Below are 13851 nucleotides of genomic sequence, written 5' to 3' on the forward strand. Positions count from 1 at the left end.
ATGAGTGTAATGGAAAAAGTTAAAGTAACAACTATGGATGAATTAACACCATTAATTGGTAAAAAGGTTATCGTTAAAGATAAACAAATCGGTATATTTTTAACAGAAAATGGACAAGTGCATGCTATTAATAATGTGTGTCCACATAAAGAAGGACCGTTATCTGAAGGTACTGTAAGTGGAGAATATGTTTATTGTCCACTCCACGATCAAAAAATTGATTTGAATACGGGTGAAGTGCAAGAACCTGATACAGGTTGTGTTGAAACATATCAAGTTGAAATTGAAGATGGAGACGTATTTATATGTCTCTAGTCACTAAAAGTGAATTTGGAAAAGTATATTTAATTGGAGCTGGTCCTGGCAATCCTAATTTGCTAACTAAACAAGCAGAACGATTAATTCGTCAAGCAGATGTTATTTTATATGATCGTCTTGTCAATCCATTGATATTACAATATGCAAAGCCAACTACTGAAATCATAGATGTTGGAAAAAAACCTTATACTAAACATATTCAACAAGAAGGTATCAATTTAAAAATAGTAGCAGCAGCGAAAAAGTATAAAATTGTTGTACGTTTAAAAGGTGGAGACCCAGCAGTGTTTGGCCGAGTAACTGAAGAAATAGACATTTTAAAAGAACATCAGATTGCTTATGATATTGTACCTGGGGTAACTTCTGCGAGTGCAGCGGTAGCTTCATTAGACTTAGGTTTAACGATGCGCTCAGTAGCACCAAGTGTTACATTTTCCACAGGTCATTTTAAAGATGATATTGATCAAGACATGGATATACGTAATTTAGCTAATGGTGGTACTTTGGCAATTTATATGGGAATTAAACGATTAAATGATATTATTAATCAAATTAGAAGATATACTAAAGAAGATTATGATATTGCTATCATTTTTAATGCTACGTGTTATAACGAAACCATAGTGGTTGGTAAACTAAGCACTATTGAACATCAATTATCTAAGCTTAATATGAAACATGATCCAGGAATTTGTATATTAGGCCATATCATTAACTATATGGATGACGAAAAGATTATACACTCAAAACAAACAATAGATGAAACATTGTACGTTATTAAAGGGAATAAAGACTTAGCCCTTTCAAAAGCAGAAGACTTATCTCAACAGTATTTAAAATGCTTAATTCAATATGATGAAACTTATCATTCTTCACAAAAGTATTTATATGAATCGATCATAACGCAGCACCAAAATATTAAATATATTGAAGTGTAGTTCTTTACGCTTCGAATGTCATAAGTGAGATAACACGATATTTAAAACGTGTGTTATCTCACTTTTTTTAGGGATTCTTTTATATGAAATAGGTAATTCCCTAATATAAAAACCATGTGAAAAAATGTACAATTTAAATGAAATTTCTTTAAATAACATTGGACATAAGTAACGTATTACCTTTGCAGGTAGGAGGATTTATATAAATGGGAAAATTCGGATTAAACTTTTTCAAACCAACTGAAACGTTTAATGGAAATTGGTCAGTTTTAGAAAGTAAAAGTAGAGAATGGGAAAAAATGTATCGTGAAAGATGGAGTCACGATAAAGTAGTAAGAACCACACATGGCGTAAACTGTACAGGATCATGTTCGTGGAAAGTTTTCGTTAAAAATGGTGTGATTACGTGGGAGAATCAACAAATTGACTATCCAAGTTGTGGTCCAGATATGCCTGAATTTGAACCTCGTGGATGTCCACGTGGCGCGTCATTTTCATGGTATGAATACAGCCCACTTCGTGTAAAATACCCTTACATTAGAGGTAAACTATTAGATCTATGGACAGAAGCACTTGAAGACAATAATGGAAATCGTATCGCCGCATGGGCATCTATCGTTGAAGATGAAAAGAAAGCTAAATTATATAAAGAAGCACGTGGTAAAGGTGGACATGTACGTGCAAGTTGGAAAGATGTAACAGATATTATCGCAGCACAAATTCTTTATACTATTAAAAAAGATGGTCCGGATAGAATCGCTGGTTTTACACCTATTCCAGCAATGTCGATGATTAGTTATGCATCTGGTGCGCGTTTTATTAATTTATTAGGCGGGGAAATGTTAAGTTTTTATGATTGGTATGCTGATTTACCACCTGCATCTCCTCAAATTTGGGGTGAACAAACTGATGTACCTGAATCAAGTGATTGGTACAATGCTTCTTACATCATTATGTGGGGCTCTAACGTTCCACTTACTCGTACGCCTGATGCCCATTTTATGACTGAAGTACGTTATAAAGGTGCAAAAGTGATTTCTGTAGCACCAGATTATGCAGAAAATGTTAAATTTGCTGATAATTGGTTAGCACCTAATCCAGGAACAGATGCCGCAGTTGCTCAAGCTATGACGCATGTCATCTTACAAGAATTTTATGAAGATAAACCAAGTGATATGTTTGTTAATTATGCAAAGCAATATACAGATATGCCATTTGTATTGATGCTGGATGAAGATGAGAATGGTTATAAGGCAGGACGATTTTTACGTGCAAGCGATTTAGGTATAAAAAGTGAAAATGGTGAGTGGAAACCAGTTATTCACGATGCGATTAGCCACAAACTTGTGGTTCCAAACGGTACAATGGGTCAACGTTGGGAAGAAGGCAAACAATGGAATTTAAAACTTGAAACAGAAGATGGAAGTAAAATTGATCCAGCTTTATCTGTTGCAGAAGAAGAATATGAGTTACAAACCATTCAATTCCCTTACTTTGATAGTCAAGGAGACGGTATTTTCGAACGACCTATCCCAACTAAAAAAGTTAAATTAGCAGATGGTAAAGAAGTACGTATTGCTACAGTATATGATTTAATGGCTAGTCAATATGGTATTAAACGATTTGGTCATGAGTTAGAAGCTAAATCTTATGAAGATAGTGAATCTAAATATACACCTGCATGGCAAGAAAACGTCACAGGTATTAAACAAGAATTAGTGACACAAGTAGCAAGAGAATTTGCACAAAATGCTATTGATACTAAAGGACGTTCGATGATTATTATGGGTGCGGGGATTAACCACTGGTTCAACTCTGACACCATTTACCGTGCTGTATTGAATTTAGTTCTATTATGTGGATGCCAAGGTGTTAATGGTGGAGGTTGGGCTCACTATGTTGGGCAAGAAAAATGTCGTCCAATTGAAGGATGGAATACTGTAGCTTTCGCTAAAGATTGGCAAGGTCCACCACGTTTACAAAATGGTACAAGTTGGTTCTATTTTGCAACTGATCAATGGAAATATGAAGAATCTAATGTAGATAAATTGAAATCACCACTTGCTAACAACATTAAACATCAGCATCCAGCAGATTATAATGTGACAGCAGCACGTTTAGGTTGGTTACCTTCATATCCACAATTTAATAAAAACAGTTTGTTATTTGGTGAAGAAGCAAAAGATGCGGGCGATGATTCAAATGAAGCTATTTTAAAACGTGCGATTGAATCAGTGAAAAATAAAGAAACAGAATTTGCTATTGAAGACCCAGATTTAAGAAAAAATCATCCTAAAACATTATTTGTTTGGAGATCTAACTTAATTTCAAGTTCAGCTAAAGGTCAAGAGTACTTTATGAAACATTTACTTGGTACACGTTCAGGATTAATGGCTGAACCGAATGAAGATGATAAACCAGAGGAAATTAAATGGAGAGAAGATACAGTAGGTAAATTAGATTTACTTGTATCATTAGATTTTAGAATGACTGCAACGCCTTTATATTCTGATATTGTGCTGCCAGCAGCAACTTGGTATGAAAAACATGACTTATCTTCAACCGACATGCATCCATTTATTCATCCATTTAATCCAGCAATTGATCCATTATGGGAGTCACGTTCTGACTGGGACATTTACAAAACATTGAGTAAAGCAATTTCAGAAATGGCTAAAGATTATTTACCAGGTACATTTAAAGATGTGGTAACTACACCACTTGCACATGACTCTAAACAAGAACTAGGTTCTGAATACGGTATCGTTAAAGATTGGTCTAAAGGTGAAGTAGAAGGTATTCCAGGTAAAACTATGCCTAACTTCTCTATTGTAGAACGTGACTATACTAAAATTTATGATAAATACGTTACATTAGGACCTTTACTTGAGAAAGGTAAAGTAGGGGCACACGGCGTTAGTTTTAGCGTTAAAGAAGAATACGAAGAGCTAAAAAGTATGATTGGTACGTGGAATGATGACGATGAACATTCTGTTAGAAACGATAGACCACGTATTGATACTGCACGTAAAGTAGCTGATGCAATTTTAAATATCTCTTCGGCAACGAATGGTAAATTATCTCAAAAATCATATGAAGATTTAGAAAATCAAACTGGAATGGAATTGAAGGATATTTCAAAAGAACGTGCATCTGAAAAAATTTCGTTCTTAAATATTACAGCTCAACCAAGAGAAGTTATCCCAACAGCAGTATTCCCAGGCTCTAATAAAAATAATCGTCGTTATTCTCCATTTACAACAAATATTGAAAGACTTGTACCTTTTAGAACGCTCACTGGAAGACAAAGTTACTATATCGATCACGAAGTATTCCAGCAATTTGGTGAAAGCTTACCAGTATATAAACCAACACTTCCACCAATGGTATTTGGCGCAAGAGATAAAAAGATAAAAGGTGGACAAGATGCACTTGTTCTACGTTATTTAACACCTCATGGAAAATGGAATATTCATTCAACATATCAAGATAATGAACGTATGTTGACTCTATTCAGAGGAGGTCCAGTGGTTTGGCTATCTAATGAAGATGCTGAGCAACATGGTATCAATGATAATGATTGGCTTGAAGTTTATAACAGAAATGGTGTTGTAACTGCAAGAGCGGTAACGTCACACCGCATGCCGAAAGGTACAATGTTTATGTATCACGCTCAAGATAAGCACATTGAAACACCAGGTTCTGAGATTACTGATACTCGTGGGGGATCACATAATGCACCTACAAGAATTCACCTAAAACCTACGCAATTAGTTGGAGGATATGCACAAATTAGTTATCACTTCAATTACTATGGACCAATTGGAAACCAACGTGATGTGTACGTCGCAGTTAGAAAAATGAAGGAGGTAAATTGGCTTGAAGATTAAAGCGCAAGTTGCAATGGTATTGAATTTAGATAAATGTATTGGGTGTCATACATGTAGTGTGACATGTAAAAATACTTGGACAAATAGACCGGGTGCAGAATACATGTGGTTTAATAATGTAGAAACCAAACCAGGTGTAGGTTATCCAAAACGTTGGGAAGATCAAGAGCACTATAAAGGTGGTTGGGTATTAAATAAAAAAGGTAAACTTGAGCTTAAATCAGGTAGTAAGTGGTCTAAAATTGCCTTAGGTAAAATCTTCTATAATCCAGATATGCCGTTAATCAAAGATTATTATGAACCATGGACTTATAATTATGAACATTTAACCACAGCTAAAGAAGGTAAACATTCACCAGTGGCAAAAGCACATTCATTGATTTCAGGAGATAGACTAAATCTTGAATGGGGACCAAACTGGGAAGATGATTTAGCTGGCGGACATGTAACAGGACCAGAAGATCCAAATATTCAAAGAATTGAAGAAGATATCAAATTCCAATTTGATGAAACATTTATGATGTATTTACCTCGTCTATGCGAGCATTGCTTAAATCCTAGTTGTGTTGCTTCATGTCCTTCAGGGGCTATGTATAAAAGAGATGAAGATGGTATTGTTTTAGTCGATCAGGATGCATGTCGTGGGTGGCGCTACTGTATGACAGGTTGTCCTTACAAAAAAGTATATTTCAACTGGAAAACAAATAAAGCTGAAAAATGTACATTCTGCTTCCCAAGAATTGAAGCAGGAATGCCAACTGTATGTTCAGAAACATGTACAGGAAGAATGAGATATTTAGGCGTTTTATTATATGACGCTGATCGTGTACACGAAGCGGCTTCAGCTGAAAATGAACAAGATTTATATGAAAAACAACTTGATATCTTCTTAAACCCATTTGATGAAGAAGTGATTGAACAAGCAGAAAAAGATGGTATCAGTTATGAATGGATCCAAGCTGCTCAAAATTCACCTGTGTATAAATTAGCGATTGAATATAAATTGGCATTTCCATTACATCCTGAATTTAGAACAATGCCAATGGTATGGTACTGCCCGCCTTTAAGTCCAATTATGAGTTATTTTGAAGGTAAAAATTCAGGTCAAAATCCAGATATGATTTTCCCGGCCATCGAAGAAATGCGTTTACCTATTGAATATTTAGCAAACTTATTTACAGCAGGTAAAGTAGAGCCAGTAAAAGAAGCGTTACAAAAAATGGCAATGATGAGAAGTTATATGCGTGCTCAAGTCACAAACAAACCATTTGATACTTCTAGATTAGAACGTTTAGGTTTATCAGAAATTCAAACAAAAGAAATGTATCGTCTATTAGGTTTAGCTAAATATGAAGATCGATTTGTTGTACCATCTTCACATAAAGAAACCTATTTAGATACGTATCACGCTCAAGGTAGCCAAGGATATGGCGGTGAATATTTCGGAGATAATTGTGAAGGCTGCGGTGTTCCAGTAGGTTCAACGTCAGGAAAATCTGGTCAAGAGATTTATAATGAGAATTTCTATGGAGGTATTTTCCGTGATTAATCTAACACAATTTAAATACTATCAAGAAAGTTTTGGATATCTTGCACAACAACTTAATTTTCCAGAAAAATTAACATTTCATCCTAATACATTTGAAGAAACGATTCATCCTTCGCATCCAGGATATGCAGATTTAATGAAATATCGTGAAATTATGTACCAATTTACTTTATCTGAAATTAAAGCAATTTATACGGATACATTTGATTTCAATAAAACATCACCACTTTATATGACTTACAATAAATTTGATACTCAAAAAGAAAGAGGTCAAATGCTCGCAAAACTAAAAGTACTTTATGAAATGTTTGGATTAAAAATGGTAGATAATGAATTATCAGATTATCTACCATTGATGTTGCAGTTTTTACATGTAGCAAGTTGGCATAATGATCCTCGTGCAGAAGGCAATATTGAGTTAGTGATTATGATTATTGAAGATGGTACATATGAAATGGCAAATCAATTAGCTAAGGAGAATAATCCTTACGCTTATGTGATTCGTGCATTACGAGAAACATTAAAAGCTTGTTTAGACATTCCAAAAGAGGTGACACATCATGCTTAATCAATTTCTTTGGATTATTTACCCATATTTATGTGTGGCAATTTTTATCGTTGGTCATATTGCTCGATATAAATATGATCAGTTTTCATGGACTGCAAAATCGAGTGAGTTTTTAGAAAAAAAACAACTTAAATGGGGCAGTCTGTTATTTCACTTAGGAATTATTCCAGTATTTTTTGGTCATGTGGTGGGGTTAGCTATTCCAGCAAAATGGATAGATGGACTTGGCATAAGCGAAAGTACATATCACTTTGGAGCTGTTTATATTGGTAGTATTTTTGGTATAATGACTCTAATTGGAATGTTACTTTTAACAGCAAGACGTTTAACGATTAGTAATGTGAGAAAGTTAAGTTCAGCTTCTGATATTTTCGTAAATTTCTTATTAATATTGATTATATTTATGGGATGTTTCTCAACTTTAGTTACTAATGCAATGGTAACTGACTTTGATTACCGTCAAACGATTTCTATATGGTTTAGACACTTATTTACATTCTCACCCAATGCAGCACTAATGACAGGCGTTCCATTATCATTTAAAATTCATATCTTATTAGGATTTACAATATTAGCTTGTTGGCCATTTACACGTCTTGTACATGTATGGAGTATTCCATTAGCATATACAAATAGACGTTATATTGTATATAGAAAACATAAAGCACCTCGTGCACATTAAATATAAAAGGAGTACGATATATGATTCCGGAACCTTTGTTTGAACCGGTACATTTTCAGCAGGAACTTGACACACTTAGAAAAAAAGTAAACTGTGATTTTGCTGCTGTTGCACTATATGAAAACCACGAACCTTCTGGACCTATTAAATGGCAATATGTTTCAGGTAATTTAAACAGTCGTTATAAATTGATTGTTTTGAGAAAAGGCAGAGGCTTAGCTGGGACAGTCATGAAAACAGGAAAGCGAATGGTTATAGAAAATGTTTCCAAAACAATAACACCAGAAGAAAAAATTAAGTACCCTATTTTGATGAGTGAAAACTTAAACGCGCTCGTTGCTATACCATTATGGCATGAACAGCATGTTGCAGGCGTGTTATTATTAGGACAAAGAGGTAGTAAAACATTGCCTAAAGTGATTAATCAATTAAATATTAAAGGCCGTTTGTGGGAATTTAATGAAGAAATCTAGGTGATATATGTGTTAGAGTTATATAATCTGCAAATGGAAGACTTACTAAAAAAATATTATGAAACTACAAATGAAAAAATTGTTTTTGTAAACAAAGAAGGAAAAATCATTGCAATGAATGACGCCGCTGAAGAAATTATTTCAAAAGATAATAATTATAGTGCGATGACAAATGCGATTTGTGATCGTTGTGAAGGGTATTCAAATGAATTTGAACTTCAAAGTTGCAAAAATTGTTATTTAGACACATCTAAACCAAACGATATCAATTTTCAAGTGTTTATGAAAACAGTAGATCATAAAGTTCGACCATTTACAGCTTCTTATCAAGCGATTGATGAAGATAATGAGATATATGCATTTACACTTCAAGATATTTCGCCGCAAATTGAAAGACAAGAAAAAATGTATCAACGTCAGATGATGAGAAAAACAATTTCCGCGCAAGAAAATGAAAGAAAACGTATTTCTAGAGAACTACACGATAGTGTTGTACAAGAAATGCTAAATATTGATGTTGAACTCAGATTGCTGAAATATCAAAAAGAATCCTCAGAACTTGTCCAACAATCGCAACGTATTGAGGGATTAATGTCTAAATTGATTGATGATATAAGACATTTATCAGTTGAATTAAGACCCTCATCTCTAGATGATTTAGGCTTGGAAGCGGCTTTTAAATCATATTTTAAACAATTTGAAAATAATTATGGTATGCAAATTGTATATCAATCTAACATTAAAGATAAAAGATATGATAGTGAAGTAGAAACGGTTGTTTACCGTGTGGTACAGGAAGCGGTATTTAATGCATTAAAATATGCAGGCGTAAGTTCGGTAGATGTCTTTGTCCAGGAGGTTGGACGTTTATTAATAGCTGAAGTGATTGATCATGGTCAAGGTTTTGATCCGAATTCTCAACCACAAGGTACAGGACTAGGATTGTATGGTATGAATGAAAGAGCAGAGCTTGTAAACGGAAAAGTGAATGTAGAAACACATTTAGGAAAAGGAACTATTATCACTTTAGAAGTACCACTCTAGAGAATGTAAAGGGACTGACTTATAATTGAAAATAGTAATTGCAGATGATCATGCAGTAGTAAGAACAGGTTTTTCTATGATATTAAACTTTCAAGAAGATATGGAAGTTGTAGCTACGGCTGCTGATGGAGTAGAAGCATATCAGAAAGTGATGGAATACAAACCGGATGTATTAATTATGGATTTAAGTATGCCACCTGGTGAGTCTGGCTTAATTGCTACTAGCAAAATTTCTGAAAGTTTTCCTGAAACAAAAATATTAATTTTAACAATGTATGATGATGAAGAATATCTATTTCATGTTTTAAGAAATGGTGCTAAAGGATATATTTTAAAAAATTCACCAGATGAACAACTGATTTTAGCAGTACGAACAGTGTATAAAGGTAAAACGTATATTGATATGAAACTAACGACGTCATTAGTAAATGAATTTGTAAATGTTTCTAATCAAGATGAAAAAGCAACCAATGATCCTTTCAAAATACTTTCTAAAAGAGAATTAGAAATATTACCATTAATTGCAAAGGGATATGGAAATAAAGAAATTGCTGAAAAATTGTTTGTATCCGTTAAAACAGTTGAGGCACATAAAACGCATATTATGACTAAATTAAATTTAAAATCTAAACCAGAGCTTGTAGAATATGCGCTTAAAAAGAAACTTTTAGACTTTTAAATATATTGAATAACTTAAATAATGACACTTATATTATATTTCACCAACACATGATATTCATGTGTTGGTTTTTCTTTGTCTTATTATTTAAATATAGGGGGATTATTAGAGAGTATAAGGGAAACTCCTTATGTTCATATTTTCACAAAGTGATTAAAATTTAACTGTAATCAGTAATTAATCACACAAATTGGCTATATTGATATGTGATTTAATTATCGATAATAGAAAATAAAACATTGATGAAGGTGAAAAAATGAATAAAACTAAGGGTGGTTTTCAACTTACGTTACAAACTTTAAGTCTTGTAGTTGGATTCATGGCTTGGAGTATTATTTCTCCATTGATGCCATACATTTCACAAGATATTAAAATTAATCCAGGACAGTTATCAATTATTTTAGCGATACCAGTTATCCTAGGATCGATTCTTCGTGTACCATTTGGTTATTTAACAAATATTATTGGCGCTAAATGGGTATTCTTTTGTAGTTTTATTATATTATTATTTCCTATTTTCTTCTTAGGACAAGCCCAATCGCCTAGTATGTTAATGGCGTCTGGATTTTTTTTAGGAGTAGGAGGAGCCATTTTCTCTGTAGGTGTCACTTCAGTTCCTAAATATTTTTCAAAAGACAAAGTAGGATTAGCAAATGGTATTTATGGAATGGGGAACATTGGTACAGCAATTTCATCATTCTTAGCACCTCCTATTGCAGGTATTGTAGGATGGCAAACAACAGTAAGAAGTTATCTTATTATTATCGCTATTTTTGCAATATTAATGTTTTTCCTTGGAGATGCTAAAGAACCTAAAGTTAAAGTGCCTTTAGGCGCTCAAGTTAAAGATTTATCTTCAAACTACAAACTATATTATTTGAGTTTATGGTACTTTATTACATTTGGTGCTTTTGTAGCATTTGGTTTATTCTTACCTAACTATTTAGTTAATAATTTCGGAATAGATAAAGTAGATGCAGGTATTCGATCAGGAGTATTTATCGCATTGGCAACATTCTTACGACCTGTGGGTGGGATTTTAGGAGATAAATTCAACGCGGTTAAAGTCTTGATGATAGATTTTGTTGTGATGATTATCGGTGCAGTTATTTTAGGTATTTCAAGTCATATTGCCTTATTTACTATAGGTTGTTTAACAATTAGTATTTGTGCTGGATTAGGAAATGGACTTATCTTTAAACTTGTGCCATCTTACTTTGCTAAAGAATCTGGTACTGCAAATGGAATTGTTTCTATGATGGGAGGATTAGGTGGTTTCTTCCCACCACTTGTTATCACGTATGTTACTTCATTGACAGGTTCAAGTCATTTAGCATTTATTTTACTAGCTGTATTTGGAATACTTGCTTTTATTACAATGGGTCATCTTTACAAAAAAGAATACGCAAAATAAATAAACAACGTAGTGCACTAGCACTACGTTTGTTTATTAGCTTATGCTAAGTATCTATGTTTTCAATAATCTAATGTAAAATGAAATATGAATACAACGTACTTTGTTTGATGAGAGGTTGAAATAATAACACAAGCTGAAACTACCCTCTAAGAGAGTAAGGCAATAATACGAAGAATTATAAATAAGCCAGTAAATGAATGTCTCATCACTCATTTACTGGCTATTTTTCTGAAAGTTATATCTCAACTTCTTTTATTTATTCTACTGTAATTGTAGTACCTTCGTCTTCTTCAGTGACATTCTTAGGTAAAATCACCACTAAAACACCATCTTCATAACTTGCTTTGATTTGATTTTTATTAATATCTTCGAATTCAAAGCGTCTTACCAATTCTCCGCTTGAGCGTTCACTTAATTGAACACTACCTGTTTGCTCAGATACTTGTTTAATTACTTTAATCGTTAAAGTAGCATGTTCATATTTAAGATGAATGTCTTGTTTCTTTACGCCAGGTAATTCGGCTTCTAGAACATATTGATTTTTTTGACTGTAAACATTTGTTGGGAAGCTTTTAGTTGAAAATTGGTTAAATACTTGTTCACCTAGATCACGAAATACATCTCTTGGATTATTTTTAAAAATAGCTTGATCAAAAAATTCTCTATTATTCATATATGAAATCTCCTTTTCAGAGTAATATGTCATAAAATATATTGAAATTTTACAATATCATTATATAAATAGAGATACTACACGTAAAGTAAAAGCAATTTGAAAGTTTGAAGAATTAAAAAGTGAAAGATGTGGAATAAAGAAACATGACAAAAGACGTCGATATTATGTATTAGTTAGAAAATAAAAGAAAGAAGGAACAATAATTACTTAGCTTTTGTCATGTGTATTAACTATTCAGCATTAGAGCCGAAGTTCTCTGAAATAATATGTCTTAAGCTACTAGCAAGGCCATCCGCTTCATCGTCAGAAATATCAAAATCATTAAACACTTGATTAGAAATTTGCTCTAATACTGGTTTAATGTCTCTACCATTTTGAGTTAATGAAATTTGTAAATTACGTTCATCTTCTTTTTCTCGCATGCGTTGTACGTAACCTTTTTTCTCTAATTTTTTTAAGAGAGGCGTTAAAGTTCCAGAATCTAAGAAGACGCGTTGACCAAGGGACTTAATGTTTATTTTTTCGTCGTTTTCAATAGCCATAAGAACCATAAAACTTGTGTATGTTAAATCATACTCTTTTAGATAGTGAGTATATTTTTTAATTACCTCTTTTGAAGTAACATAAAGTAAAAAACATAACTGTTTACTTAAATAACTGTCCTTTACATACATATTTTTCCCCCCTCAACTTATTTAAAGATAGTATGAACAATACCTATTGTCAAGACTATATCCAGAGTATTATATAAGTTTTTTAATAAATTTAAAAACAAATTTAACTAAATCTACATATAAATTTAGAATGTTGATTTATTTCAAATTCTAAATTAAATTATTAGTATATTTTGTTACAAAAAAGAGGTATCACTTTAAAAAAGTTACTATTTCATTCATAATTATTTAAATGATAAAAGAAGCTATTTTATTGAGTAAGAGGATGAAGGAGTGCTCTGATGAGTAAGAAGCAAAAGATTATTAGAATTATTATTATATTAGCTATTTCTCTTGTAGTAGCTATTGCGTTCTTCTTTGGAACGAAAGCGTATCAAGGGCATAAAAATGTGCAACTTGTAGACAATTATATAGAACAAAAACATTTGAAAGATAAAATTAAATCAGAAAAAACATTATATAGTGCTAAAAGAGGCGTTTATTATAAACAAGTAGTGTTTAAAGACGAACCTAATTTAACATATATCATTCAGCCAATTGGTACACGTAAAGGTATTTTAGTTGAAGGATTTGATACGGAAACCAAGAAAAGTATTAAAGGTGCAAAACATAACTATTTCAACCAAAATTATAAGCCATAATATATAATCAATACGTAGAACCAGAGATATTAATGATGATTACTACTCAAAAAAACAATATCTATAGAAAAATAGATATTGTTTTTTTAAATGAAATTTTTTGTTAAATGGTAAAGGTAAACGAGTTAGTTAAAAAAGATTTTAGAGTAATGTCATTCATTTATAAACCGCTCTTACATTGAGAAGGTTAAAGATAGTGATTGAATTCCAACATCTATATTCTAAAAATATTCTCACTTTTCTGTTTTTAATTAATTATTTTTGCCAAATTAAATATGTATATTATTTAATAGTTTTTAATT

At 32.5% G+C, this 13851-nt stretch carries 13 protein-coding genes; 11 read left to right on the forward strand and 2 right to left on the reverse strand.

Features of this window, described 5'->3' with window-relative positions:
• From nirD to MHI13_RS02490, 10 genes are all read left to right on the forward strand, one after another.
• On the forward strand, positions 1-315 hold the full coding sequence (gene nirD, locus MHI13_RS02445) for a nitrite reductase small subunit NirD (RefSeq protein ID WP_061815425.1): 315 nt from the start codon (positions 1-3) through the stop codon (positions 313-315).
• Complete coding sequence (gene cobA / locus MHI13_RS02450; RefSeq protein ID WP_017174960.1) at positions 306-1256, forward strand: uroporphyrinogen-III C-methyltransferase; 951 nt, start codon at positions 306-308, stop codon at positions 1254-1256. The genes nirD and cobA overlap by 10 nt, the downstream gene beginning before the upstream one ends.
• Positions 1257-1462: 206 nt before the next feature.
• Complete coding sequence (locus MHI13_RS02455) at positions 1463-5146, forward strand: nitrate reductase subunit alpha (protein WP_070547906.1); 3684 nt, start codon at positions 1463-1465, stop codon at positions 5144-5146.
• Positions 5136-6695, forward strand: a complete 1560-nt coding sequence (narH, locus tag MHI13_RS02460; protein ID WP_002488804.1) for a nitrate reductase subunit beta — start codon at positions 5136-5138, stop codon at positions 6693-6695. The genes MHI13_RS02455 and narH overlap by 11 nt, the downstream gene beginning before the upstream one ends.
• The gene (gene narJ, locus MHI13_RS02465) at positions 6688-7263 is read left to right on the forward strand and encodes a nitrate reductase molybdenum cofactor assembly chaperone (protein WP_002448445.1); all 576 of its coding nucleotides are present in this window, start codon (positions 6688-6690) and stop codon (positions 7261-7263) included. Before narH ends, narJ begins: the two co-directional genes overlap by 8 nt.
• Positions 7256-7945, forward strand: a complete 690-nt coding sequence (narI, locus tag MHI13_RS02470) for a respiratory nitrate reductase subunit gamma (RefSeq protein ID WP_017174958.1) — start codon at positions 7256-7258, stop codon at positions 7943-7945. Before narJ ends, narI begins: the two co-directional genes overlap by 8 nt.
• A gap of 20 nt (positions 7946-7965) precedes the next feature.
• Entirely contained in the window at positions 7966-8418 is a 453-nt protein-coding gene (gene nreA / locus MHI13_RS02475) for a nitrate respiration regulation accessory nitrate sensor NreA (protein WP_017174957.1), read from the forward strand.
• Between the two features lie 33 nt (positions 8419-8451).
• Positions 8452-9462, forward strand: a complete 1011-nt coding sequence (gene nreB / locus MHI13_RS02480) for a nitrate respiration regulation sensor histidine kinase NreB (protein WP_202596555.1) — start codon at positions 8452-8454, stop codon at positions 9460-9462.
• 25 nt (positions 9463-9487) lie between these two features.
• Positions 9488-10141 (forward strand): nitrate respiration regulation response regulator NreC, encoded by a 654-nt coding sequence (gene nreC, locus MHI13_RS02485; protein ID WP_070547908.1) that lies wholly within the window; start codon positions 9488-9490, stop codon positions 10139-10141.
• A gap of 256 nt (positions 10142-10397) precedes the next feature.
• Positions 10398-11555 (forward strand): nitrate/nitrite transporter, encoded by a 1158-nt coding sequence (locus tag MHI13_RS02490; protein WP_017174955.1) that lies wholly within the window; start codon positions 10398-10400, stop codon positions 11553-11555.
• Positions 11556-11814: 259 nt separating this feature from the next.
• On the opposite strand, the gene MHI13_RS02495 is transcribed toward MHI13_RS02490, so the two are convergent.
• Complete coding sequence (locus MHI13_RS02495) at positions 11815-12231, reverse strand: Hsp20 family protein (protein WP_002488807.1); 417 nt, start codon at positions 12229-12231, stop codon at positions 11815-11817.
• Positions 12232-12464: 233 nt separating this feature from the next.
• Positions 12465-12908, reverse strand: coding sequence for a MarR family winged helix-turn-helix transcriptional regulator (locus tag MHI13_RS02500; RefSeq protein WP_002448339.1), 444 nt, complete (start codon positions 12906-12908; stop codon positions 12465-12467).
• Between the two features lie 281 nt (positions 12909-13189).
• On the opposite strand from MHI13_RS02500, the gene MHI13_RS02505 reads away from it, so the two are divergent.
• Positions 13190-13549: a DUF3139 domain-containing protein gene (locus MHI13_RS02505; RefSeq protein WP_049382386.1), complete on the forward strand. Its 360-nt coding sequence runs from the start codon at positions 13190-13192 to the stop codon at positions 13547-13549.
• Positions 13550-13851: the final 302 nt, after the last annotated feature.

It is taken from the genome of Staphylococcus sp. FSL K6-0223 (genome assembly GCF_038008285.1).